Annotated in this window: 27 protein-coding genes; 21 read left to right on the top strand and 6 right to left on the bottom strand. The window is 50.4% G+C overall.

Annotated features, from left to right (window positions below; genetic code table 11):
* The first annotated feature begins 56 nt into the window (after window positions 1-56).
* The 15 genes from ftsY to NST37_RS15180 all read left to right on the top strand — a co-directional run bounded on the left by ftsY (window position 57) and on the right by NST37_RS15180 (window position 10,803).
* Window positions 57-1,067: a signal recognition particle-docking protein FtsY gene (gene ftsY / locus NST37_RS15250; RefSeq protein WP_003386029.1), complete on the top strand. Its 1,011-nt coding sequence runs from the start codon at window positions 57-59 to the stop codon at window positions 1,065-1,067.
* A gap of 155 nt (window positions 1,068-1,222) precedes the next feature.
* Window positions 1,223-1,561 (top strand): putative DNA-binding protein, encoded by a 339-nt coding sequence (locus NST37_RS15245; protein WP_003386028.1) that lies wholly within the window; start codon window positions 1,223-1,225, stop codon window positions 1,559-1,561.
* Window positions 1,562-1,571: 10 nt separating this feature from the next.
* Window positions 1,572-2,978, top strand: coding sequence for a signal recognition particle protein (gene ffh, locus NST37_RS15240; protein WP_003386027.1), 1,407 nt, complete (start codon window positions 1,572-1,574; stop codon window positions 2,976-2,978).
* Window positions 2,979-3,086: 108 nt separating this feature from the next.
* Complete coding sequence (gene rpsP, locus NST37_RS15235; RefSeq protein WP_003386026.1) at window positions 3,087-3,359, top strand: 30S ribosomal protein S16; 273 nt, start codon at window positions 3,087-3,089, stop codon at window positions 3,357-3,359.
* A 23-nt stretch (window positions 3,360-3,382) separates the two neighbouring features.
* Window positions 3,383-3,610, top strand: coding sequence for a KH domain-containing protein (locus tag NST37_RS15230; protein ID WP_003386025.1), 228 nt, complete (start codon window positions 3,383-3,385; stop codon window positions 3,608-3,610).
* Window positions 3,611-3,678: 68 nt separating this feature from the next.
* Complete coding sequence (locus NST37_RS15225) at window positions 3,679-4,110, top strand: YlqD family protein (protein ID WP_003386024.1); 432 nt, start codon at window positions 3,679-3,681, stop codon at window positions 4,108-4,110.
* 66 nt (window positions 4,111-4,176) lie between these two features.
* A complete protein-coding gene (gene rimM, locus NST37_RS15220) occupies window positions 4,177-4,695 on the top strand; it encodes a ribosome maturation factor RimM (protein WP_024982988.1) in 519 nt (172 codons plus the stop codon).
* A 13-nt stretch (window positions 4,696-4,708) separates the two neighbouring features.
* Window positions 4,709-5,461: a tRNA (guanosine(37)-N1)-methyltransferase TrmD gene (trmD, locus tag NST37_RS15215; RefSeq protein ID WP_003386022.1), complete on the top strand. Its 753-nt coding sequence runs from the start codon at window positions 4,709-4,711 to the stop codon at window positions 5,459-5,461.
* Window positions 5,462-5,608: 147 nt separating this feature from the next.
* Entirely contained in the window at window positions 5,609-5,956 is a 348-nt protein-coding gene (gene rplS / locus NST37_RS15210; RefSeq protein ID WP_003386021.1) for a 50S ribosomal protein L19, read from the top strand.
* A 118-nt stretch (window positions 5,957-6,074) separates the two neighbouring features.
* The gene (gene lepB / locus NST37_RS15205) at window positions 6,075-6,632 is read left to right on the top strand and encodes a signal peptidase I (protein WP_003386020.1); all 558 of its coding nucleotides are present in this window, start codon (window positions 6,075-6,077) and stop codon (window positions 6,630-6,632) included.
* 39 nt (window positions 6,633-6,671) lie between these two features.
* A complete protein-coding gene (ylqF, locus tag NST37_RS15200) occupies window positions 6,672-7,562 on the top strand; it encodes a ribosome biogenesis GTPase YlqF (protein ID WP_339185548.1) in 891 nt (296 codons plus the stop codon).
* 80 nt (window positions 7,563-7,642) lie between these two features.
* Window positions 7,643-8,419, top strand: a complete 777-nt coding sequence (locus NST37_RS15195; protein WP_031932922.1) for a ribonuclease HII — start codon at window positions 7,643-7,645, stop codon at window positions 8,417-8,419.
* Between the two features lie 37 nt (window positions 8,420-8,456).
* Window positions 8,457-10,121 carry a hypothetical protein gene (locus tag NST37_RS15190; RefSeq protein ID WP_339185547.1) on the top strand — a complete coding sequence of 555 codons (1,665 nt, stop codon included), beginning with the start codon at window positions 8,457-8,459 and terminating at the stop codon, window positions 10,119-10,121.
* Window positions 10,118-10,411, top strand: a complete 294-nt coding sequence (locus NST37_RS15185; RefSeq protein WP_003386016.1) for an EscU/YscU/HrcU family type III secretion system export apparatus switch protein — start codon at window positions 10,118-10,120, stop codon at window positions 10,409-10,411. Before NST37_RS15190 ends, NST37_RS15185 begins: the two co-directional genes overlap by 4 nt.
* Window positions 10,408-10,803 carry a YraN family protein gene (locus NST37_RS15180; protein ID WP_003386015.1) on the top strand — a complete coding sequence of 132 codons (396 nt, stop codon included), beginning with the start codon at window positions 10,408-10,410 and terminating at the stop codon, window positions 10,801-10,803. The genes NST37_RS15185 and NST37_RS15180 overlap by 4 nt, the downstream gene beginning before the upstream one ends.
* A gap of 285 nt (window positions 10,804-11,088) precedes the next feature.
* On the opposite strand, the gene NST37_RS15175 is transcribed toward NST37_RS15180, so the two are convergent.
* Window positions 11,089-11,904, bottom strand: coding sequence for a hypothetical protein (locus NST37_RS15175; RefSeq protein WP_339185545.1), 816 nt, complete (start codon window positions 11,902-11,904; stop codon window positions 11,089-11,091).
* Between the two features lie 367 nt (window positions 11,905-12,271).
* On the opposite strand from NST37_RS15175, the gene NST37_RS15170 reads away from it, so the two are divergent.
* The gene (locus NST37_RS15170) at window positions 12,272-13,042 is read left to right on the top strand and encodes a nucleotidyltransferase domain-containing protein (protein ID WP_171506400.1); all 771 of its coding nucleotides are present in this window, start codon (window positions 12,272-12,274) and stop codon (window positions 13,040-13,042) included.
* Window positions 13,043-13,112: 70 nt separating this feature from the next.
* Window positions 13,113-13,805: a 3'-5' exonuclease gene (locus NST37_RS15165; protein ID WP_231504268.1), complete on the top strand. Its 693-nt coding sequence runs from the start codon at window positions 13,113-13,115 to the stop codon at window positions 13,803-13,805.
* Between the two features lie 169 nt (window positions 13,806-13,974).
* Here the strand turns inward: NST37_RS15165 and NST37_RS15160 are convergent, their stop codons facing one another.
* Together NST37_RS15160 and NST37_RS15155 are read right to left on the bottom strand one after the other, a co-directional pair.
* A complete protein-coding gene (locus tag NST37_RS15160; RefSeq protein WP_003386011.1) occupies window positions 13,975-14,700 on the bottom strand; it encodes a polysaccharide deacetylase family protein in 726 nt (241 codons plus the stop codon).
* Window positions 14,701-14,741: 41 nt separating this feature from the next.
* Window positions 14,742-15,053, bottom strand: coding sequence for a hypothetical protein (locus NST37_RS15155; protein WP_003386010.1), 312 nt, complete (start codon window positions 15,051-15,053; stop codon window positions 14,742-14,744).
* A gap of 123 nt (window positions 15,054-15,176) precedes the next feature.
* Between NST37_RS15155 and NST37_RS15150 the strand changes: the two genes are divergently transcribed.
* Window positions 15,177-16,709, top strand: coding sequence for a YifB family Mg chelatase-like AAA ATPase (locus tag NST37_RS15150; RefSeq protein WP_339185544.1), 1,533 nt, complete (start codon window positions 15,177-15,179; stop codon window positions 16,707-16,709).
* A 139-nt stretch (window positions 16,710-16,848) separates the two neighbouring features.
* Here the strand turns inward: NST37_RS15150 and NST37_RS15145 are convergent, their stop codons facing one another.
* The 3 genes from NST37_RS15145 to NST37_RS15135 all read right to left on the bottom strand — a co-directional run bounded on the left by NST37_RS15145 (window position 16,849) and on the right by NST37_RS15135 (window position 20,781).
* A complete protein-coding gene (locus NST37_RS15145; protein WP_051567323.1) occupies window positions 16,849-18,228 on the bottom strand; it encodes a TrkH family potassium uptake protein in 1,380 nt (459 codons plus the stop codon).
* Between the two features lie 45 nt (window positions 18,229-18,273).
* A complete protein-coding gene (locus NST37_RS15140) occupies window positions 18,274-20,478 on the bottom strand; it encodes a YhgE/Pip domain-containing protein (protein ID WP_172921128.1) in 2,205 nt (734 codons plus the stop codon).
* Between the two features lie 126 nt (window positions 20,479-20,604).
* Window positions 20,605-20,781 carry a hypothetical protein gene (locus NST37_RS15135; protein ID WP_170208357.1) on the bottom strand — a complete coding sequence of 59 codons (177 nt, stop codon included), beginning with the start codon at window positions 20,779-20,781 and terminating at the stop codon, window positions 20,605-20,607.
* Window positions 20,782-21,148: 367 nt separating this feature from the next.
* Here NST37_RS15135 and NST37_RS15130 point away from each other — a divergent pair, with 367 nt between their 5' ends.
* From NST37_RS15130 to NST37_RS15120, 3 genes are all read left to right on the top strand, one after another.
* The gene (locus NST37_RS15130; RefSeq protein ID WP_003385915.1) at window positions 21,149-21,463 is read left to right on the top strand and encodes a YbjQ family protein; all 315 of its coding nucleotides are present in this window, start codon (window positions 21,149-21,151) and stop codon (window positions 21,461-21,463) included.
* Window positions 21,464-21,662: 199 nt separating this feature from the next.
* Window positions 21,663-21,986 (top strand): SCP2 sterol-binding domain-containing protein, encoded by a 324-nt coding sequence (locus tag NST37_RS15125; RefSeq protein WP_003385914.1) that lies wholly within the window; start codon window positions 21,663-21,665, stop codon window positions 21,984-21,986.
* A 163-nt stretch (window positions 21,987-22,149) separates the two neighbouring features.
* Window positions 22,150-23,043, top strand: coding sequence for an ATP-binding protein (locus NST37_RS15120; RefSeq protein WP_227277809.1), 894 nt, complete (start codon window positions 22,150-22,152; stop codon window positions 23,041-23,043).
* The last annotated feature ends 12 nt before the right edge of the window (window positions 23,044-23,055 follow it).

Below are 23,055 nucleotides of genomic sequence, written 5' to 3'. Positions count from 1 at the left end.
AAAGCCAGTCATGTAAAGGCATGGCGCTTTTACTCAGACAGAAAAGGAAGATGAAGATGAGCTTTTTTAAACGCTTGCGGGATGCGATTGTACAAAAATCGGAAGCAGTCACGCAGAAGTTTACAGACGGATTGGCCAAGACCCGAGACCTCTTGGTGGAAAAGGTGGAGGATCTCGTCCGTCGCTACAAAAAAATCGATGAGAACTTCTTTGAAGAGCTGGAAGAAATTTTGATCACCGCCGATGTCGGGGTCAATACCGTCATGGAGCTGATCGACGAGCTCCGCTCCGAGGTTCGCAAGCAAAAGATCGAAGACGCGATGGACTTGCAGCCGATCTTGTCCGAGAAGCTGGTTGCCCTGCTGAAAAATGACGATTCCATGGACGCGGGCCTGAACATCGAGGACGGCCGCTTGAACGTCATCCTGTTTGTCGGCGTCAACGGCGTCGGAAAGACGACGACGATCGGGAAGATGGCGCATATGTTCAAGCAGCAAGGCAAAAAAGTGCTGCTGGCAGCCGGCGATACATTTCGCGCAGCCGCCATCGAACAGTTGGAAGTGTGGGGAGACCGCGTAGGCGTGGACGTGATCAAGCACCAGCAGGGAGCCGATCCCGCGGCCGTGATCTACGATGCAGTGCAGGCGGCAAAATCGCGGGGAGTGGACATCCTCCTGTGCGATACGGCGGGACGTTTGCAAAACAAAGTAAACCTGATGGAAGAGCTGAGCAAGGTCCACCGCGTCCTGCAGCGGGAATTGCCAGGAGCGCCGCATGAAGTGCTCCTCGTGCTCGATGCCACGACGGGACAAAATGCGCTCTCGCAAGCGAAAACGTTCGGAAAGTCTGCCGGCGTGACAGGGATTGTCCTCACAAAGCTGGACGGTACGGCAAAAGGCGGCATCGTCATCGCGATTCGCAACGAATTGAACATCCCGGTGAAATACGTGGGACTTGGCGAGAGGATGGACGACTTGCAGCCGTTTGACCCGGAACAGTTTGTCCACGCCTTGTTCGCCGGACTGATCGCGCAGGAGACAGAGGGCGAGCAGCAGCCGGAGGCTTGATCTTTCGCGTACAGGAACCGTAATTGTTGTTCCAAAAATCTTGTCAATAAAAAAGCTTGACAGTACATGGGGAATTAGGTAGTATAGGTATCGTGCTGTAAAGGAAAAAGTCTTTACAGGATGATTCGAGTACCTCTCAGCAAAGGATTGGTTACATGCTCGAAAAAACCAATCAAGTTAATCTCTTGTTTGACTTTTACGCACCGCTTCTCAAGGGCAAGCAGCGCGAATATCTGGAATTGTATTATCTGGACGATTTGTCGCTGGGCGAAATTGCCGAGATGCACGAGGTCAGCAGACAGGCTGTGTACGATCACATCAAGCGGGCAGAGAAACAGCTCTTCGAATACGAAGACAAGCTGCGTTTGTCGGCCCGGCATGAACAGCGGCAGGCTTTGCTGAACCGGATGGAGAGCATTGTCGAGGGACTTGCGGACAGCGGAGCGAGAGATGACTTGATGACTTTGCTCCACCAACTGTCAGAGATGGATTAGGAGGGCTCGTATGGCGTTTGAAAGCTTAGCCAGCCGGCTGCAGAGCGCATTTGACAAACTGCGCGGCAGAGGCAAGATCGACGAGGCCGTCGTCAGTGAGGCGATGCGCGAAGTCCGTCTGGCCCTGCTGGAAGCCGACGTCAACTTCAAGGTCGTAAAGGATTTCGTTGCTCGCGTAAAAGAGCGGGCAGTCGGGCAAGAGGTGCTCAAGAGCCTCACTCCCGGCCAGATGGTCATCAAGATCGTCAACGAAGAGCTGATCGAATTAATGGGCGGAAACGTCGCCCAATTGGCCGCGTCTCACCGACCGCCAACAGTCGTCATGATGGCTGGTCTGCAAGGGGCCGGTAAGACGACGACGACTGGCAAGCTGGCCAAGTACTTGCAAAAGCAAAATCGCAAACCGCTATTGGTTGCAGCCGACATTTACCGTCCGGCAGCCATCAAGCAGCTGCAGGTTTTGGGGGATCAACTGAACGTTCCCGTTTTCTCTCTGGGTGATCAGGTAAGTCCGGTCGAGATCGCCAAACAAGCGATCGACCATGCGAAAGCCAATCACCTCGACTATGTGATTATCGATACGGCGGGCAGGCTGCATATTGACGAAGCGCTGATGGAAGAGCTGAAGCAAGTGCGCGAAGTAGCCAAGCCGGACGAAATTTTGCTCGTAGTCGACGCGATGACAGGTCAAGATGCCGTCAACGTGGCAGAGAGCTTCAACAGCCAGTTGGAGCTGACGGGCGTGATTCTGACCAAGCTTGACGGCGATACGCGCGGCGGTGCAGCCTTGTCCGTAAAAGCAGTGACAGGCAAGCCGATTAAATTTGCCGCGATGGGCGAAAAGCTGGATGCTCTGGAGCCGTTTCACCCGGATCGCATGGCCTCCCGGATTCTCGGGATGGGCGATGTGCTCAGCCTGATCGAAAAGGCGCAGGAAGCCGTCGATGAAGAGAAGGCCAAAGAGATGGAACGCCAGATGCGCCAAGGGGAATTTACGTTTGACATGTTCCTCGACGCCATGCAGCAAATGCGCAACCTCGGACCTTTTGAGGACCTTCTCGGCATGATGCCGGGAATGAACAAGATGAAGGGCTCCGTAAAGGTGGATGAAAAACAGATTGCCCGTGTCGAGGCGATCGCCAAATCGATGACCAAAGAAGAGCGCTCCAACCCTGAGCTGCTCAACGCCAGCCGCCGAAAACGCATCGCGGCAGGCAGCGGGACAACGATTCAGGAAGTAAACCGGTTCATCAAGCAGTTTGACGAGATGAAAAAAATGATGAAGCAGTTTACCGGCGTCGCGGACAAGATGAAAAAGAAGGCGAAGAAAAAAGGCTTCGGACTTCCGTTCATGGGCAAAGGCGGCAATCAGGGAGGAAACAACTTCCCGTTCAATTTCAAGCCGCCATTTAAATAAGTGGGATGATCTCTTCGCCTCTTTTTGCAAAAGCAAGGGCGGCGATGGTTCAGATAAGCATTGCCAACGCATAGTTGATTGCGTTGATCCATATAGGAGGTGAACAACATGGCAGTTAAAATCCGTCTGAAGCGTATGGGTTCCAAGAAAGCTCCATTCTACCGTGTAGTTGTTGCTGACTCCCGTTCTCCGCGTGATGGCCGTTTCATCGAGGAAATCGGTTACTACAACCCGGTTGCTCAACCGGCTGTTGTGAACATTGACACTGAGAAAGCGGTGCAATGGATCCTGAACGGTGCAGCTCCGACTGATACCGTTCGCAACCTGCTCTCCAAAGCAGGCGTTATGGCGAAAGTACACGAAACGAAATACGGCAAGTAAGCCGTTCATCTGGAGGTCCGATGATGAAAGCACTGGTCGAAACGATCGCAAAGGCTCTCGTCGATCATCCTGATGAAGTTCGTGTCAATGCGGTGGAGAAAGAGCGCACGCTCGTCTACGAACTGTCGGTGCATCCCGATGATATGGGGAAGATCATCGGCAAGCAGGGGCGAATAGCGAAGGCTCTTCGCACTGTCGTGACCGCCGCATCTGTGCAAACGGACAAGCGGGTCACGGTTGAGATTGTCTAGGAAAGGCTGGGAGGTGTCCCAGTCTTTTTTCTATAGGTCCAGATGTCGACTAGTCCTTACGGGAGGAAATGGCAGACGTGCTCACGATCTTACGTACGGTCCAGGTGAAAATCGTTTTGACCGAAGCGTCTCGTGCCGCGCTAACCGAGCAGTACCAAAGGCAGCTTCGCCAACAGCAGGACGAATGGCAGCAGTGGGAGTTTCAGGCGAAAAAGCTTTTGGCTGATGCCCGCAAACGATCGGCAGACATGCTGCAGCAGGTACAGGAAAAAATTTCGCAGGAAGAGCGCCGCCGCCAGGAAAAGCAGGAGCATTTGCATGTACAGATGAGGCTGGTGGAAACCTTGCCTGCGGGTGCGGAATTGGACTATATGACGGTACAAAGCCCGGTTCAAATTGAAATTGGCGACGTTTGGGAAGAAAAAATGTCAGGAACGGTAATCCTGATAAAAGACGGTGTCGTTAACGAGATTAGAAACGGACCGCCGACTAACGGGTAAACAGCCGTGCTTCGTCACTGCTTGTACTCGAAACACAGGTTTTCGCGAACCGAAAGGAGGAACCGCATGAGTGAAAAGCGTTTCTATACCGTGGGAAAGCTGGTAAATACGCAAGGGCTGCGGGGAGAAGTCAGGGTCATTTCCACGACTGATTTCCCTGACGAGCGGTTTAAAAAAGGCAGCGAGCTGTATTTGTTCCACCCTTCCTTGGACAAGCCGATCACGCTTAAAGTAGCGACCCGCCGTTCCCACAAGGATTTTGAAATCCTTAGTTTTGAAGGGTACTCGTCTATCAACGACGTGGAGAAATACAAGGGCGGCGAACTGAAAATCCCGGACGATGCCCTGCTGGAGCTGGAGGAAGACGAATTTTACATACACCAGCTGGTAGGCTGTCTGGTGGTGACAGATACGGGAGAAGAGCTGGGAAAAATCGTCGATGTCCTCCAGCCCGGTGCCAATGACGTATGGGTCGTAAAAGGGAAGCGCGGAGAAATCCTTTTGCCGTATATTGACGATTGCATCAAGGAAGTCGATATTGCCGGCAAACGCGTTGTCTGCCACCTGATGGAAGGCTTGCTGTAGAGGAGGACAATGGGTGCGAATTGACATATTGACACTGTTTCCCGAAATGTTCGAAGGAGTCTTGGGGAGCAGCATTCTCGGCAAGGCCAAGGAAAAGGGAATCGTGGACTTTCACGTGACAAACTTTCGGGAGTTTTCCGAGAGCAAGCACGGTACCGTGGACGATACGCCATACGGCGGCGGCGGGGGCATGGTTCTCAAGCCGGAACCGTTGTTTCGGGCTGTCGAGGCAGTAACCGCTGAGGCGAAGCCTCGGGTTATCCTCATGTGTCCGCAAGGCAAGCCGTATCGACAAAAGCTGGCGGAGGAGCTGGCCCGTGAAGAGCACCTGGTGTTTATATGCGGGCACTACGAAGGCTATGACGAACGCATCCGCCAATATCTCGTGACCGATGAAATATCGATCGGCGACTACGTGCTGACAGGTGGCGAGCTGGCTGCCATGGTTGTGATCGACAGTGTCGTCCGCCTCCAACCCGGGGCTTTGGGCAATGAGAGCTCGGCTGTGGAGGATTCCTTCACCACCGGATTGCTGGAGCATCCTCACTATACGCGCCCGGCTGAGTTCCGCGGGTGGAAGGTGCCTGATATTTTGCTCTCGGGCCACCATGCCAATATTGTTCGCTGGCGGATGAAGGAATCCCTGAGGAGAACAAAAGAGCGCAGGCCCGACCTGCTGGCTGCTATGGAAATGACCGAGGACATGCAGAAGCTGCTGCGCGAGCTGGAACAAGAGGAAAAAAATTCGGGCTTGTCTAAGGAATAAACCTTGTAGTTTGCAGATCAATATGCTAATATACTTCTTGTGGCAATTTTGCCCGCTGACTAAGGCGGTCCGCTACTCGTATCCCGGTTTTCATGCCGGCTATTGATAGACGAGTAAGAACGTCTGATCGGAAGGAGGGAATTGAGGATGAACCAAGTAATTCGTGAATTGGAAAAAGAGCAACTGAAACAGGACATTCCTGCGTTCCGACCTGGTGACACTGTTCGTGTTCACGTTAAGGTTATCGAGGGTCAGCGCGAGCGTATCCAGCTGTTTGAAGGCGTTGTGATCCGCCGCCGTGGTACAGGTGTCAGCGAAACCTTCACTGTTCGTAAGATTTCTTACGGCGTAGGTGTTGAGCGTACGTTCCCGGTACACACTCCAAAGATCGACAAGATCGAGGTTGTGCGCCACGGTAAAGTTCGCCGTGCGAAACTGTACTATCTGCGCGATCGCGTTGGTAAGGCAGCCCGCATCAAGGAAATTCGTCGATAATAGCAAGTGTTCGATAGAAAAGGGGTCTGGCCTGCTAGCCGGGCCTCTTTTTCCATTGCAGAAGAATGGAGAAACCCTATTTCGGGGAACATACCGGCAGAAGCGGAGGGATCGAAATATGAGCGAAGAAGTCGCCTCCAGCCGAGCCAAAAACGAGACATGGGAATGGCTCAAGGCACTAGGCATAGCGATCATTTTGGCGTTTATCATCCGAACGTTTCTGTTCGCCCCCTTCATCGTAGACGGTGAATCGATGGAGCACACTTTACATAACAACGAAAAATTGGTGGTCAACAAAGCTATCTACTATCTCTCCGAGCCGAAGCGCGGCGATATTATCGTTTTCCACGCTGAGGAAAAACGGGATTATATCAAGCGGGTTGTCGCGGTAGCGGGAGATACGGTCGAAGCGAAAGATGACCAGTTATTGATAAACGGGAAAGTCGTAGACGAGCCCTACTTGGCCCAAAATCGCAAGGAAGCAGCGGAGAGGAAGATTCCGCTGACTGAGGATTTCGGCCCCTTCCAGATCGGCGAAGGACAAATTTTTGTGCTTGGCGATAATCGCCTGAACAGTCACGATAGCCGCGCCATCGGCCCAGTTGGGCTGGATCGCGTGGTGGGACGTGCCGAGTTTGTATTTTGGCCCTTCTCCGACATACGGGTAACCCGTTGATCGGACGAATATGTATGACAAAAAGGCAGGTGAGACGTCATGGCCATTCAGTGGTTTCCCGGACATATGGCAAAGGCCCGCAGACAGGTTACGGAGAAGCTGAAGCAGATTGACGTAGTAATCGAACTGCTTGACTCCAGGCTGCCGCTATCCAGCCGCAATCCGATGATCGACGAGATCGTGAGCGATAAACCGCGGCTGCTGCTGCTGAACAAAGCCGATTTGGCAGATGAGAAGGTAACGGAAGAGTGGGTTCGATACTTCCGGGAGCAAAACCTCCGCACCCTACCGATCGATGCACTGAGCGGGAAGGGTGTAAACAGGCTGCCCGAAGTCTGCAGGGAGCTGGCAGCGGATATGCTGGCCAAGCGAGCGGAGCGCGGCATGCAGGCCCGAGCGATCCGGATTATGATTCTCGGGATTCCAAACGTGGGGAAATCCTCGCTGATCAACCGACTGGCCAAGCGTGCCGTGGCGCAAACGGGTGACAGACCGGCTGTTACCAAGGCGCAGCAATGGGTAAAAATGGGCGACACCTTGGAGTTGCTCGATACGCCAGGAATTCTGTGGCCGAAGTTTGAGGACCAGATGGTCGGTCTTCGGCTGGCAGCGAGCGGCGCCATCAAGGATGAATTGATCGATTTTACGGAAGTGGCGCTCTTTGCGATCAGCTACATGATGCACTATTACCCGGAACGCTTGACAGAGCGGTTCAAGCTGAAGGAATTGCCCCAAGACCGGGTCACCATGCTCGAGGAAATCGGCAAAAAGCGCGGCTGCCTCATATCAGGCGGAGAAATCGACTATGACAAGGCAGCCGAATTGTTTTTGCGCGACCTGCGGTCAGGCAAATTGGGGACCGTTACGCTGGAGCGCCCCATCGATTGGGAAATGGAAGAACCGATCGGCAAGCCGCAAGCCCTCATTTAGGAGGCTTACAGATACACACCTGTCTATCCAATGGGTAGACGGGTTTTTTCGTAAATACATAGCGTAAGGTGATGGAATCAATGAATCTGGCCGAAATGTCGATAAAAGAAATACGGGATCTGCTAGAAAAAATGGACGAGGTCCCGAAAGATTTTTTACAATTGCTGAAAGAAGATAAACGAAAAGGCGTGCATGACCTTGTGCGCCAAATGGAGCAAGCCAAGGCCAGACAGGAGAAGCTTGCCTGCCAGTGGGAGGAGATGACCACGTTTGAACGGTCGCTCCGGGCTGAGGGATATGAGCATCTTCTCGGCATCGACGAAGTAGGACGAGGCCCTCTGGCGGGGCCTGTAGTGGCTGCGGCTGTCTGTTTGCCGCCAGATTTTTACCTGCCTGGTTTGAATGATTCGAAAAAGTTGCCGGCTGCGACGAGAGAAGCATTTTACGAAGTCATTGCATCCAAAGCGGTTGCGGTCGGGATTGGCATCGTATCCGCCGAACGCATCGATGAGATCAATATTTTGGAAGCGACGAAAGAAGCGATGAAGCTGGCTATCGCAGATGCTTCGATTGCCCCGGACGCTTGCCTGATCGACGCTGTTCAGTTGAAGGATCTGCCCTACAGACAATTGCCGATCATCGGCGGAGACGGCAAAAGTGTCTCCATCGCGGCGGCCTCGGTCGTCGCAAAGGTGACACGAGACCGAATCATGGCAAAATACGCAGAAATCTATCCGCAATACGGCTTTGAAAAAAACGCTGGCTACGGTACGGCGGAGCATCTGGCGGCTCTGGAGCGCTGCGGTTCGACCCCGATCCATCGGAGGACGTTTACCGGGGTAAAGGCGCAGGCCTGACGCTCCGGCACCGGGCTTGCGATATAGGAGGCATGACATGTTTTCCCCTGCGCAAATGGTACAATCACTCATGCAGCGCACCGGCGCTGCGGCTCCCAAACCGATTGAGTTTACACCTGGCCAAGTATTTACAGGAGCGGTAGTGAGGACATATCCAGAAAATATGGCATTGGTCCAGATCGGGGGGATGCAGGTCCAGGCAAAGCTGGAAGCGAATCTGGAAGCAGGCCAGCGAGCCTGGCTTCAAGTCCAGCCGACCAGCGGTGTCATCACACTGAAGGTGCTGAACTCTCCGCAGGGTGGAACGGTCGCAGATGCATCCCTCGAAGGCTTGATGAGATCTCTGGGCTTCGCGGAAACAAAAGAGAACCGAGCGATCGTCCAAGCACTGGTTTCGTCAAACCTTCCTGTAAATCGGGATGCTGTACAAAGCTATGCTGCCGTGACACAGCAGTTGGGGGCTGATCAGGGGACACTGGATGCGTTCCTGCTTGCCTTGAAGCGCAATCTACCGGTGACGCCCGACTCAATTGCAGGCTTGAAAGCATTTCTGTCAGAAAAGCCGCTCGCTCAAGTGATACAACATTTTTTGAACCAAGCCGACAGCTTTTTGCAATCTGAGGAACAAGGGGCGAATCGCTTCTCGCAAGACGGAAGCCAAGCAAGGCCTTCAGGCGGCAGTGGAGCGGGAAATGCGGCTGCCGATCTTCTGAACGCCCAGCTTCGGATGATTGTCGGACAGCTCCGCGATAAAGTCGCCAAACTGCCAGTCGCTTTGCCACATGGCGATGTGTCCGAATCACCGCAGCCAGCGTCAAATTCTGCAGCTATGGCCGGCCATGCAAAAGGAGCGGCGACTGGGCAGTTCGGCGAGCAGCAGTTGAGGACGCTGACAGAGCAGGTCTCGAGGTCTGGGAATCAGCCATTCAGCCAGCCACGAGCCGGAGGTCTGACCACTTCCGCCGACCAGCCTGCGGGCATATGGCAAGCGGAATCGATCGGTACAGGTACCGACAGAGCAGCATCCCTCCAGTCCTCGCAAACTCCGCGAAATGACCACCCGATTTTGGAGATGTTTCGTCAGTTGGGGCTTTCCCACGAGCGCGATGCGTTGGGACATGCGATGAAGGGTGCACAAGAAGCTCAGAGGCAACTGGAGTCTGTAAAGTCCCTGTTATTGCAGCTTGCCTCCAGTTCGCAAAACGGCATGCCTGCAGGTCTGCGCGATGCGGCAGACACTCTGCTGCAGCAAGTCACCGGACAGCAGCTCATGCTCGCACAGCCCTCCAATCAGCCGTTTGCACAAGTGGTCATGCAAATCCCTATCCGGACAAACGATGGCGAGGACACGGCCTATGTACAAATCGAGTCCAAGAAAAAAGGCGGAGGAGAGCTGGACCCGGAAAACTGCCGCCTGTTTTTCCATCTCGATCTAAATGCGATGGGCACGACCATGCTGGATGTCGGGATCGTCAACCGAATTGTGAATATCCAGGTGTTCAACAACAATGATTGGGTAGAACCGCTCGTCCAGAACATGCGAGAGGGTCTGGCTGACCAATTGCAAGGCATTGGCTATCAGCTCTCCTCCATGAGGGTACAGAGCATCCCGGACGCGGACGCGAAACGGACGGCCCCCCGGCTGGGCGGTAATAGTGGAAACATGCTTGCAGACTACAAGGGGGTAGATTTTCGCGTATGAGCACCCATCCCTTTGAAAGAGAAAAGCGAAAGCAAGCCGTTGCATTGCGTTATCAGGCTGGCGTGATGGAGGCGCCAACCGTTGTGGCCAAGGGCAAGGGCTACGTGGCGGAAAACCTGCTGAAGGCTGCCAAAGACAGCAATATTCCGATTCAGGAAGATCCATCACTGGTAGAAGTGCTGGGCAAACTCGATCTGAACCAGCAAATCCCTCCCGAGCTGTACCAGGTAGTAGCGGAAGTCCTCGCTTTCGTCTACCGTCTGGACAAAGGAGGGAAAAAGTTGGGGTGAATGATGCACGCCGTGAACTGGGCCATCGAGGCGAGCGCATGGCGGAAGCGTATTTGCAGCAAAAAGGGCTTCGGATCGTAGAACGGAATTACCGGACAGCGAGGGGAGAAATCGACCTGGTTGCTTGGGACGGGGATGTTCTTGTGTTCGTCGAGGTTCGTACTCGAAGCGGCCTGAGATACGGCTCTGCTTTAGAGTCAATTACATGGCAGAAGCAAAAAAAGCTGAGGGAGATGGCGCTCACGTACATGCAAGCGAAGATGATTTCGGTGAGACAGTTTCGCTTTGATGTAGTGGGGATCCAGTATCATACGGGCAAAGCGAACGATAGGGCCAATATGGACATTACGGTCCAAGCACCAGTCATTACCCATGTCGAGTATGCCTTTTAAAACCGAAAAACGGGCGCCAAATAGGCCGCCTACTGGGGATGCGTCTAAAGCAGAGGGCCGTTTGATCGCGTACTATGTACTGTACTCGACGCGATGAAACTCCTCCAAGCACCATCTCTTGACCTTCCGGCTTCGCCGGGGGGTATTTTTTTGTTCCCCTGAGCAGAGCATTCATTCCGCAACGGTCACTCCCTGTCCTTTGGAAAGGCATAATTCTGCTGTTCATAGCTTCCCAATCATTTCTCCAGTCATGGTCCTGGTAGAGAAATCACATCACGATCTGAATTACACCGGCAATTTATGCTCCGCGTAATAATTCTCGGCAATGGAGCGGCATTTGGCAAAATATTCCCCAGCGACATCCTCATCTTCGATCAAATCGGCAAGAATATCGGAAACAAAATCAAGGCAGTATGACAATGGCCAATGAAAATGACGGTTGTTCTTCATGATCTCTCCGTAATGCTTGAGGTAATTCTCCAGGAATACCGCAAAGACAAAATGATCCAGCAAATTGTTTTCCAGCAAGTATTCCCTTAACCCCATTTCTTTCACAAAGCTGTCAAACTGCCAGAGCCCCTCTTGGCCACATCCGATGCCGCCGCGAACGGCTGCGAGCTCCAAAGTTTCAGGACACCAACCGTACATTTTAATCAGTTCCTCGATATCCTGATATTCTGACACTTCGTGATCCATGTCGTGCCATTTTATGTACTCAGTGGAATAGGGGAGGTTAGCGACTGATAGCTTGGACAGATAAAAGGCTGCACTTCGTCCAGCAGGATTTTCTTCATCGAGCCAAACAGGTTTTGAGGATTTAACAAGATGTATCAATGCTTTGTGATAACGGATTGCCAAGTCCTCCAAACGAAAATCAAGAATCGCCTTTTCCCAAAACGCCGGTTCGCTGATTTCCTCCCCGGCCACGATGATTTCAAGGGAATACATATCATTTTGCGTCTTCCCGATATAGGGGATAAAGTCATGAATAAGTTTTTCAATGGCATGCGAGTATGTATCGGGAGTAGCGGTTTCTTCTATGTTCAGTGTAACAGTATGCGAACGGTATTTTTCCTCAAAAGCGAAATTGAGCGAAATCAATGGGAACAACTCCTACTGGTAAGAATCGTACTAAGAAGTGGAGAGAGTTATCTGTAAAAAGGAAGACGAGCTTCAGTCGGATTGCATACTTTAGTAGCTTCATTAAGTATATTCCATTATATTGGTTTTGAGGAAGCGTTATGAGGTTCATGAATGGAAGAGGCGGTGGAGATAGTCATTTTGATTGCTAGGAAGCAAATTACGGTATGCCATCTCAATCGAAAACAGTGTGTCCGGTTGGGAATGAAAATGGGCTCAATTCCAATATTATCACCAAATTGATCAAAATGAGAGAATCATTGAACTGCTTACGAAAAAAGCAAAAATGGCAAGGAATGACGTGGATCAGAAGGACGAGGGACGAAAAATGATCGAAACCATTCAAAAAGCGCTCAAAAGAATAGAAGAAGAGCATCAGGTACGCATTTTATTGGCTGTGGAATCAGGGAGCAGGGCATGGGGGTTTCCGTCTCAAGACAGTGACTACGACGTGAGGTTTGTGTATATCAAACCCCTTGAGTGGTATCTGTCTATCGACGACAAAAGGGATGTCATCGAGGAGCCGATCAATGATGTACTTGATAGTAGCGGTTGGGATATCAGAAAGGCTTTAAAGCTGTTTCGAAAATCGAATCCGCCGCTCTTGGAATGGCTGAATTCCGATATTGTCTATCACGATGCGTACGGTTTTAAAGAGGAGATGCTGAATATTAGGCATCAAGTATTCTCTCCAAAGTCGTCCCTCCACCATTATCTCAGCATGGCCAAAGGCAATTATCGGGATTATTTGCAAGGCGAACAGGTCCGGATAAAGAAATACTTTTACGTGCTTCGCCCTCTGCTGGCATGCATGTGGATCGAGAAATACAACACGAATCCGCCCATATTGTTTCAGGAATTGCTCGATGATTTGCTCGATGATTCACAGATAAAACACATAATCGAGGAATTGTTGAAAAGAAAGATAGCGGGAGAGGAGCTGAATCTGGAAAAGCGGATCGATGAATTACATCTGTTCATCGAAGAGCAAATGACACATTATACGGATTACGCAGCTTTGCAAAGGAGCGTCATTGCCGATCCAACACAGCAGCTTGATGAACTCTATCGCAAATATTTGAAAATCGTATGGCAGTAGGGCCTGCTGAGTTATAATAAACTGATTGACTACATGATGGTGCACTTGAGGTGAAGATATGGATGCAGTTGTGTTTGATCTGGAGACTACATTTACATACGAAAAGGGGCAAACTCCCGAAATTATCGAGATTGGTGCAAGAAAAATAAACTTATCTGATCCTCAGTCGGCACAGATGCAAACATTTCAGTGCTATACACATCCAGAGATAAGAGGAAAGATCGGCCTGAGAACAAGAAAGTTCATAGGGATGAAAGAAGCGGATTTGCAGCGAGTAGTACCGTTTCAGCAAGGCATTCGGCAGTTCATCGATTGGCTCGGTGATGACTATTATTTATGTTCTTGGGGAGGGGATGACAGACTACTATTCGTTGAGCATTGCGCGAGATACGGAATAAGCCTGAACTGGTTGAAAAATTATAATGATATTCAACCGGCGATCAGCCAGTACTTGAGCGGTCGTACACAAATGAAGCTGAAGGACGCTGTCCTGCAATCGGGACTGGAGGTTCAGGGAAGGCTTCACTCCGCTCTTACAGACTCGATCAACACGGCAAATTTGTTAATGAAGCATCGCGCTCACGTGGAGCTTGAGAGGAATGCGCCGGAGGAGAACTATTCGATGTCGTGTGCTCTTTACTGGAAATGCAGAAGATGTTCAAAAGAAAAGTACTACACCGCTTTTTCCGGGTCGAAACGCTTTTGTCTGGAATGTGCAGCGAGCAAGCAGGAAGTGCAAAGCACTTCGCTGGTTAGGGAATAAACGTGAAGACGAGGGCCCCCATTATCCATAAGTTTTCATTCATCTAATCAACTGAAACCAGCTAGAACTCAAACGAAGAAAAGGATTGCTGACAGTTTCACAGCAATCCTTTGTCAATTTGTTTTAACCGATTTCTAAGCTGATCCTGCCCCAAAAAGGAGCCATTCATTCAACGAAGGAATACCAAAGGATCCTTGGTTGTCGAGATACGACGCACAGCAAACATTCCTTGCCGCTCCCCAGCCAGACCCGGATACGTGGATAACGCCATTTCATAACCAGCCTTTTTTAACATGGGAAACATGTAAGGGCGATGATAGCCGTATGGATAGGCGAGGATCCGTACAGGTTTGTTCAGGTGCTGCTCCAGCATTCGCTTTGACTCGATAAACTCATTCCGTACCTCTTCCGCCTTCAATTTCAACAGATTTGGGTGGCTAATCGTGTGCGACTGAAAATCTATCAAACCGCTTTCCTGCATTTCCTTAATCTCATCCCATGACAAAAAATTCGGTTTCCCGATGGAGGAAGTGACGAGGAACACGGTAGCTTTTATTTGATATTTTTTCAAAATGGGAAAAGCAGTGGTGTAATTGTCTTTATAACCATCGTCAAATGTTAACAAAATAGGCTTGGAGACCGTCTTTTTCTTGTCTTTCCACATTTCGAGCAATTCTGATGCCGTAATTGGCTGATAGCCCATTTGCAAGATTGTTTTTACTTGTTCCTCAAAAGTAACGGGGTCGACACAATACATGTTGTCTTTATTATCCACGATGGAATGGTATTCCAAAATGGGGGTGGAAGCAGAATCCGTTTCCGCAGGAGCAGGTGAAAAAGCACATGCAAATTGAAGAGCGACTAATGAGACAATGAGGAGCCATTTCTTTTTCATCATATTTTTTCCTTTGTTTCTATCAATTTTTATGCTGATCCTTAGTCGTACCTCTCGTCTTCCTCTCTTGTTTCCCCTTCGACGATCAATTCCAACTCAGTCTCAAAATTTAAGACGAGTTCGCCAGGCAATCGTTTCAAAATCTGTTCCATCTCGGGGAGTCGAACAGCTTCGTCAAGCGACTTGGGCGCCTCTTCCAGGCCTGCGAACCAGTCCCGAATCTCATCTATCAAAGCGTAGAAGGAGGCCTCAAATTGATTTGCATCTTCCTCTGCGTCATCCTCCTGACTTTTCTTTAACCGGTCCCAGTTTTCCAGCATCACGCCGAGTGCCCTTTCAATCGTCGTATCCATTTGTTCAACTCCTTTCACTTTAATTTCCAGCTATTATTGTACCATCGCTTATGGCTGCTGGAAACTTATTTGCCAGCCCCCTCTTACTTTTTCTACAGTGGAAGCAAGAGGTGATGCTTGTCTATGTACGCGCGCAGTTTTTGCGGTACTGTTTACGGGATCAACGGCATGCTGGTCGCTGTTGAAACCGATATAGCTAATGGTTTGCCCCAGTTTGATCTGGTTGGCTTAGGGGGATCAGCTGTAAAAGAATCGCGCGATCGCGTCAGGGCAGCGCTTCGCAACTCCGGCTTCGAGTACCCGATGCAGCGAATTACAGTCAACCTTGCTCCTGCTTATCTGAGAAAGGAAGGCTCCGGATTTGATTTGTCTATCGCAATGGGAATCCTGCTGGCGTCCAAACAGATTCCACAGAGAAGAGAAGCAATTTTGCTGCTGGGGGAGCTGGCATTGGACGGCTCATTGCGGCCGGTCAGCGGTGTTTTGCCCATTTTGCTGCAGGCACAGGCGGAAGGCTTTACACATGTGATCCTGCCTGAGCAAAATGCCGCCGAGGCGAAATTGGCCGAATTGACCGTTCTGCCGGCTGCGAGTTTAAGCGCTGCTGTAAAGTATTGGTCAACGACCCTCGAAGCGCCGGAGGGAGTTGAAGAGAGGTCAGATGACAACTCTGCCCGGCAGTCTTTACCCGACTTCTCCTCGGTTTACGGTCAAACTTTTGTAAAGAGGGGACTTGAAGTGGCTGCCGCCGGCTTTCACAATGTGATGCTCATGGGCCCTCCAGGCTCCGGAAAGACAATGCTGGCAACATGCTTGCCGTCCATCATGCCAAAAATGAATCTGGATGAATCGTATGATGTTACAAAAATTTACAGTATCGCCGGGCAATTGACGGATAAAAGAGGACTCATCCAGGAGCGGCCATTTCGCTCTCCGCATCACACAGTGACGACGGCAGCGCTTGTCGGCGGAGGAGCCCATAGCCCGAGACCGGGGGAATGCAGTCTGGCTCATGGCGGCATCTTGTTTCTCGATGAAATGCCCGAGTTTTCACGGCACGTATTGGAAGCGCTTCGGCAACCGTTGGAAGCGGGAGTTGTGACTATCGCCAGATCGCGGCACGTTTTTACGTTTCCAGCAAGGTTTTTGCTGATATCGTCGTTAAATCCTTGTCCGTGCGGCTTCTACGGCTCAAAAGACCAGCGTGAATGCACGTGCACACCGCAGCAAATTTACAGATATCGCGCCAAGCTCTCCGGCCCTTTGCTCGATCGTATCGATCTTCACCTAGAAGTGCCAAGAGTCCCGGTACAGTTGCTGAACGAAAGGAACGCAGCTGAAAGCTCCGCTGAAATTCGCCTTCGAGTAGAAGCAGCCAGAGCGATCCAGAGCAAGAGGTTTGCGAATCGCCCTGCAGCACCGTTCAATAGCGCAATGAATGGAGAAGAACTGCGTCGTTACTGCAAACTGGACAAGGAGGGACAGGAGCTGCTCCAGATGGCTTTCGACACGCTGGGGCTGAGCGCCCGAGCCTACGACAGGATCGTAAAACTGGCCCGGACAATAGCGGATTTGGCGGGAGCGGTAGATATTGGGTCCGCGCACGTGGCGGAAGCAATCCGCTACAGGGCGCTAGATCGCAATATCGCTGTTTGAACGAGAGTTTTGCGGATGGGAAAGCATCATTGATTTCTCCTGCGATATAAAAATAACCCTCTTCAGATGAAGAGGGTCGAGGGAAAGAAACGGACTGCAAACTCGTACAAAAAGCTGCATTCTCGTCCGGCCCCAATATTTACTGGCCGATGATAATGCGTTCCTTTGGATAGTGATACGTAATAATGCGATCGTCTTTTTTGAGGAAGAGCAACAGGTTGATGATCCCGATCCGGCCGATGACCATCATGACAATCAATATCATTTTTCCGGCACCGCTCAGCTCGGGGGTGATTCCCATAGACAGTCCTGTCGTTCCAAAGGCGGAACACACCTCAAACAGAACCTGCGGAAGCGGGAGCTGCTCAATCCACATCAGCGACACAACCGCTGCGATGACAAGTATGACGGCAACGAAGAAGACGATGAACGAACGAATGATGTCTTCTTCGACCAGTTCCCGGCGGAAGACCTTTACGTCTTTATGGCCTCTCATATATGCGACCACTGTAGCGACGAGAACAAAGAAGGTGGTCGTCCGAATCCCGCCCCCTACACTGCTTGGAGAAGCCCCGATAAACATCAGGCCAGCCAGGACTACTATCGTAGGGGTGGAAAGGAGGCTGCTATCCATTGTGGATAGCCCGGCACTTCTCGTTGTCACCGACTGAAACAAGGAGTAAAACAGTGATTCATGCCAGCTCTTTCCTTGCAAGAAGAAGTCCTTTTCAAACAGGAAAAAGAGCAATGTCCCAACAACAATCAAAGAAAAAAAAGTAACAGTCGTAATTTTTGTAAATAGAGAAAAGGCAAATCGTTGCCCTACTCGTCGATGGGCAAAGTAGTTTCTCAGCTCGATCAGAACGGGAAAGCCAACAGCACCACAGATGATCAGGCCCATTGTGATGGATTGCAGGATATAGTCGTGGGAAAAGTCCTGCAGGGAGTTTCCGTAGATGTCAAAGCCTGCATTGGTAAAAGCGCTGACGGCGGCAAAAAATCCGTAGTAGTAAGCCTCGTACCAATCTTGGTGATAGCCTGCGATCAGGAAATAGCTGCCGAGCAAAATGGTCCCTACAAGCTCGATTACTACGGCGAGTACGATGATGTTGCGCATCAATTCAACCAGGCCGGCCAAGGTTGGGCGATTGTGGTCGGTTGCGATCCACTTGCGGTACTCCAAGCCAATTCGTTGCCCCAGCATCATCCAAAAAAAGGTTCCCAATGTCATAATCCCGATTCCGCCAACTTGAAAGAGCAGCGTAAGCAGAATAATCCCCTTTTGATTAAAGACCTCATGAATCGTAATTACGTTCAGTCCGGTTACGCTAATGGCGCTGGCTGCAGTAAACATGGCATCGATGAAGGAGAGCCTCACACCTGGAAGGTGGAAAAACGGCAGCCATAGCAAAATAGAAGCTACCAGCACACTGCATAAGTACAAAAATACGATGATTTGAACGGAACTAAATCTTTTTTTGTTATAGGTGAGTGTCAAAAAAAACTGCCTCCTGACCATGATTCATACCGGTAATCATACCGGAATCACAGACAACTTGCAAAGCTAAACAGATTGGCTGATCTCCTCAAAAATACTGCGGCGTTTGGTGACGTAAAGCAGAACCAATGCTCCCAGTCCAAACAAGAAGAGAGCCAGGGCGTCGATCTGCAGAATTCCCGTGTTGCCGACAGAGATGAGTTGGCGCAGTCCCTCCACTGCATAGGTCATCGGCAAAAACGGCTGGATAAAGGAAAAGAGGCCAGGCTCCAGTTCGACCGGATAGGACCCGCTGCTAGAGGTGAGCTGCAGCATTAATACGAGAACAGCAGCAAATCTTCCCACATCATTGCCGAGTACAGACAACAGCATAAACAAAATGGCAGTAAAGCACAGTCCGATCAGAATAGCAAAACCGTAAAGCAGGAGAGGGGGGAGCTCCGTATGGACACCCAGTCCGGCATGCAGGATGAACACCGAAATGATCGCCTGCAGGATGCTGACCGAAGCCAAAGCAAAATATTTGTTTGTGATATAAGAAAGCGGTCGTTTCGGCATCGCATATACCTTCTTGATATCGATCACAAAGAACAATACCAATGAGCCTACCCAGAGCGAGAGCGCGAGGAAGTATGGAGCAAAGCCGGTGCCGTTATTCGGCACGGGATGCAGATTTTGCTCAACAGCGACGACTGGGTCGGCAATAACCTGAACTCGCTGATCGGCCTTCCCGTCCTGCTTGGCCATGCCTGCTGCTTCTTGGAGCTTTTGGGTCAGCTCATGCTGCCCGCGGGAGATTTCTCCCAGACCGCTGCTTAGTTTGTCGGCTCCATCCATGAGTCTGGAATTCCCCTCCTGCAAACGGGAGAAGCCTTGGCCAAAGGTCTGTAAACCATTTACCAGGGCCGTACTGCCCTCCTGCAGCTTGTGGATATTTTCAGACAAGCTTCGCAGTTGCTCTGGCAGTGAAGCGAGGGCGGCATCGTTTCTCAGTTTGCTCGTAAGGCCGTTTATGCCGCTATGAATACGGTTCAGCGCCGCCTGTAATTGATCGGTTTGTTTTTGAATACTCTGGTCAGCCTCATTCAGTCTGGAATGGGCACTAGCCATATCGGCTCTAAGCTGGTCGACCGAATTCTTAGCCTGCTCCATATCATCCCGTACGGTTTGTCGGTAGCGTGAGGCATTTTCCAGCGCATTCAAGGCCCTTTTTCCCGCTTCAGAATTCTTCAGCTCGGGATGCGAATCGAATAAGCTGACAAGAGAATGATTGAGTTCGTCCATAGCTGCCTGCTGCTTATCCAGTGCTGTATTGACTGGAGCCAGTGCATCATCGCGCAATTTGGCTGCAGATTGAGCGCTGGTATTGATAGAGTCAGCGACAGCTGCTATCGCCTGGCGACCGTTGCGCAGCTCGCGGATTGACGCTTGTGCTCCTTCAGAAATCACATCCAAATCACTTGACAGTTTTTCAGATGACGAGACAAGGGACTGCAAGCGCTCCGCTGTTTTTCCGATTGCGGCAGATGACAGTCCGGCCACTGTGTCCAACCGTATGATTCCGTTTTCCAGTTGATTGGCACCTGTCGACAAATCAGCAAGTCCAGAGGACAATTTTGCCATCCCTGAATGAGTTTCCTTTAATCCGGCTGCCAACGCATTTGCCCCGTTTAGGGCCTGGACGGTTCCAGCGGCAAGTGCAGCCGATCCATCAGCCGCTTTTTGGAGGCCTTCTCCGCCTTCCATCAAGTTGTCAAATACCACTTGAAGATATCGTGTGGTCAGCTCATGCTGGAGTTGTTTTTCTACAGTTTCTGCGATGGTTCTGGAAATTTTTGCTCCCAGCATGTTTGCACCTTCGTTAATGCGGTACTGAAGCTGAGTCTGTTCTGGAGCAGAAGTACCTGCACTATACGCTTTTGCAGTAAAATCCTCAGGGATCACCAACAAGATAAAATAGTCAAGCTTGTTGATCCCTTCCTCACCTTCGGCCAAGGAAACTTCCTGCCAATTGGTTTTCTCATCGGCAATCAGTTTATTCGTCAAATCTTGTCCGAGGGTAACCTTTTTGGCGCCTTGGACCATCCCTTGATCCAGATTGACGACGGCCAAGGGAAGCTTGTTGACAAGCTCGGTCGGATTCCAAAAAGCCCAGAGATAGAGAAAACTGTACAACAAGGGCAGAATCATCAAGCCAAGTACGGACCTTCTCAGTAGGTGTGAGGACCACATCTCTTTAATGTCCTGTAAAGCAAGCCGAATTCCATTCATGTCCAAATCCTCCGCATCAATTCCTTCGCAATTACAAATACAATACGAATAATGTATCACCAAAACAGGTGAGGGAAAACCAAAAAAGAGTGCCCCTCTTCATGAAGGATACTCTTTTTTTGAATGTCAGGGCTTGAGCCGATCTGATTCGGCATCGGATTGACTTCCGATGGATTCATCTTCCGACAGAATCTCGTTAAGCTCGCCGGTGTCTCCCTTGGCGTTGATGACCTCGACCAATTGCTGCAAGCCATCTGCGTCATCCGCGTAATCATGCCGCTTTGTCCAAAAAGGCTCTTTCATCTTTGGCCTCCTGTCGTTTCCATTTCCAATAGAATGCACCGTGTCCTCTGATAATATGAGGAGATGCTCCGGGCATACTGTAGAAAAACACTGTAGCAGGAGGATTGCATGTCCAAGAACAAAAACATCGATTTGCATAAGCAGAGCAGCAAGGGCAAGGCGGCCGAAGTGGCTCCGCAGACCGAGCCCACATCCAGGGAGCACCAGCAAAACAAACGTTAATAAACGAAGGATTAGGCACCGCAACATGTGAAACGTGAACGAGTGAAGCGACAGTATGTAAAACAGCGACATGTGAAACTTGGAGTGACATCATAACGTATTAGTAGAAAGACGACTTAGTTTAAACAAGCGGGAGGGTGCGAGGATGATCGTTACAACAACGAGTACATTGCAAGGGAAAGAAATCGAGGAGTATCTCGATATAGTCAGTGGGGAAATTATTTTAGGCGCCAATGTTGTCCGTGACTTCTTGGCAGGGATTACGGATATTATTGGCGGCCGAAGCGGGGCATATGAAAGCAAGCTTGCAGAAGGAAGAGAGATGGCACTGCGTGAAATGAAAGACAGGGCACGTGCTCTCGGCGCGAATGCTGTCATCGGTGTCGATCTCGACTTCGAAACCCTCAGAGAAGGCATGATGATGGTAATCGCCACCGGAACAGCGGTCAGAGTCAGATAAGCCTTACTCTCAGTGCAGGAATCGACGCATCATAAACGCCAGCAGTAACCCCCAAAAAGAAGAGGAAGCCGGACAGCAGGAAGGTCCGGCTTCTTTTTTGCTTTACTCTGCACATTGAATCGGACTATGCTAATGAATAGAAGGAATATTTGGACAGAATGGACCAAAAACTGAAAAAGAGAATTGAGGAGTGATCCGTATGACAGTACAAGAGACAATGGCGGCATTAGCAGACAAAATAAACGCGAATCCGGCCGGTTTGGAAGGACTGCGGGCAGTCTTCCATTTTCAGCTCAAGGACAGCGGTCTTTTCCAGATAACCTTTAGCGAGAACGCCGTAAGTGTGGTCGAAGGTGGTCCGGACGAAGCCGCTTGCATATTGGAGATGTCTGATTCAAATTTCATCAAGCTGGTCCGGGGGGAATTAAATCCAACGATGGCCTTCATGATGGGAAAGCTAAAAGTGAAGGGTGATTTGGGGTTGTCTCTCAAGCTGCAGTCGATCCTGCAAAAGTATCAATAACCTCAAAAAAATAGGCAATCAAACACCTTGAAAACGGGAAAACATCCAAGTCAAATTTCTGGAAAACCGGATTCATTTCCGCAATTGACAGAAAAATACTGGTCAATCGCTGAAGGGCTGATATAGAATAAGACAAATGAACCAGGAGCCAAAAGAGGGAATTATGCGCCATACGTGTACATTTTTAGCGATCATCAAGGAAACGGATGAAAAAAGCGTTCACTTTGACTTTTATCACGTCACGAAACGACCGCCGACATCCAGAGAGCTGCTGAAGAATGCTGTCACACTGCCTCGCCATTACTTCGATTATCTCTTGTACAACGGGGTACTGGAAGTGGAGAGCAGCGCCCTTTATCAACCGCTGGAAGCCCAGCCGGCAGCCATCGGGATGAACATTCGTTCTCTGGGAAGCTCCGTTTTATTTGACATGTGTTTCTCGCCGCAAACCTACAAGCTCTGGCAAAATGCAGATATGATTCTAACCGATATTTCACTGCCGGCCGATATTTTTGAGGAGTACGTATACCGCTTGGGCGCGATAAGCCGTTTTCGCTATTTGGGACGGGTGGATGACCCTGTCGTTGCTACACAGCTCGGCGAAAATGACATGATTGAGTTTAAGCGGGATTTTCTCCTTTCCAAAAGCGGCATTATTAAAACGGTAGTAGCCTTTGCCAATTCCAATAACGGCAATCTGTTTTTGGGCATATCCGATGAGGGGGAAATCATCGGAGTAAACCATGAAGTGGAACAATATGGGGACCCGGACAAGTACGTTCTGGCCATTACACAGTACATCCAGGACAAGACGGTTCCGTTTTTGACTCCGTTTCCCAAGATTACAGTAAGAAAAGTGCAGGACAAATATGTGGTCGCCATTTTCGTGGAAGTGGGCTCAGAATTGGTATGCGGCTTGGATAAGAACAACGAAAAATTCGTAGCCATCCGAACGAACAATCGCTCTGTCGCAGTCAAAGATCCACACCAGATTGGGGAAATCTACGTGAAGCGTAAATTGGGCAGCGAAATCAGCCGTCGATTGGGGCTTCTGTGAGTGTGTTGACAG

The organism is Brevibacillus sp. FSL K6-6036, from assembly GCF_037964015.1.
GTDB classification, from domain to species: Bacteria; Bacillota; Bacilli; order Brevibacillales; family Brevibacillaceae; genus Brevibacillus; species Brevibacillus borstelensis.
Note: the sequence above shows the minus strand (reverse complement) of the source record. Positions and strands in the feature narration are given on the sequence as shown.

Coding starts and splice junctions, on each gene's coding strand:
- NST37_RS15140 (WP_172921128.1), bottom strand. CDS start 20,478: ATGAATGGAATTCGGCTTGCTTTACAGGACATTAAAGAGATGTGGTCC.
- NST37_RS15125 (WP_003385914.1), top strand. CDS start 21,663: ATGACAGTACAAGAGACAATGGCGGCATTAGCAGACAAAATAAACGCG.
- NST37_RS15145 (WP_051567323.1), bottom strand. CDS start 18,228: ATGGTCAGGAGGCAGTTTTTTTTGACACTCACCTATAACAAAAAAAGA.
- NST37_RS15135 (WP_170208357.1), bottom strand. CDS start 20,781: ATGAAAGAGCCTTTTTGGACAAAGCGGCATGATTACGCGGATGACGCA.
- NST37_RS15155 (WP_003386010.1), bottom strand. CDS start 15,053: ATGGATACGACGATTGAAAGGGCACTCGGCGTGATGCTGGAAAACTGG.
- NST37_RS15185 (WP_003386016.1), top strand. CDS start 10,118: ATGAGCACCCATCCCTTTGAAAGAGAAAAGCGAAAGCAAGCCGTTGCA.
- NST37_RS15225 (WP_003386024.1), top strand. CDS start 3,679: ATGGCAGACGTGCTCACGATCTTACGTACGGTCCAGGTGAAAATCGTT.
- NST37_RS15230 (WP_003386025.1), top strand. CDS start 3,383: ATGAAAGCACTGGTCGAAACGATCGCAAAGGCTCTCGTCGATCATCCT.
- NST37_RS15120 (WP_227277809.1), top strand. CDS start 22,150: ATGCGCCATACGTGTACATTTTTAGCGATCATCAAGGAAACGGATGAA.
- NST37_RS15195 (WP_031932922.1), top strand. CDS start 7,643: ATGAATCTGGCCGAAATGTCGATAAAAGAAATACGGGATCTGCTAGAA.
- NST37_RS15130 (WP_003385915.1), top strand. CDS start 21,149: ATGATCGTTACAACAACGAGTACATTGCAAGGGAAAGAAATCGAGGAG.
- rpsP (WP_003386026.1), top strand. CDS start 3,087: ATGGCAGTTAAAATCCGTCTGAAGCGTATGGGTTCCAAGAAAGCTCCA.
- NST37_RS15170 (WP_171506400.1), top strand. CDS start 12,272: ATGATCGAAACCATTCAAAAAGCGCTCAAAAGAATAGAAGAAGAGCAT.
- lepB (WP_003386020.1), top strand. CDS start 6,075: ATGAGCGAAGAAGTCGCCTCCAGCCGAGCCAAAAACGAGACATGGGAA.
- NST37_RS15190 (WP_339185547.1), top strand. CDS start 8,457: ATGTTTTCCCCTGCGCAAATGGTACAATCACTCATGCAGCGCACCGGC.
- NST37_RS15160 (WP_003386011.1), bottom strand. CDS start 14,700: ATGAAAAAGAAATGGCTCCTCATTGTCTCATTAGTCGCTCTTCAATTT.
- NST37_RS15150 (WP_339185544.1), top strand. CDS start 15,177: ATGTACGCGCGCAGTTTTTGCGGTACTGTTTACGGGATCAACGGCATG.
- ylqF (WP_339185548.1), top strand. CDS start 6,672: ATGGCCATTCAGTGGTTTCCCGGACATATGGCAAAGGCCCGCAGACAG.
- NST37_RS15245 (WP_003386028.1), top strand. CDS start 1,223: ATGCTCGAAAAAACCAATCAAGTTAATCTCTTGTTTGACTTTTACGCA.
- rplS (WP_003386021.1), top strand. CDS start 5,609: ATGAACCAAGTAATTCGTGAATTGGAAAAAGAGCAACTGAAACAGGAC.
- ftsY (WP_003386029.1), top strand. CDS start 57: ATGAGCTTTTTTAAACGCTTGCGGGATGCGATTGTACAAAAATCGGAA.
- rimM (WP_024982988.1), top strand. CDS start 4,177: ATGAGTGAAAAGCGTTTCTATACCGTGGGAAAGCTGGTAAATACGCAA.
- ffh (WP_003386027.1), top strand. CDS start 1,572: ATGGCGTTTGAAAGCTTAGCCAGCCGGCTGCAGAGCGCATTTGACAAA.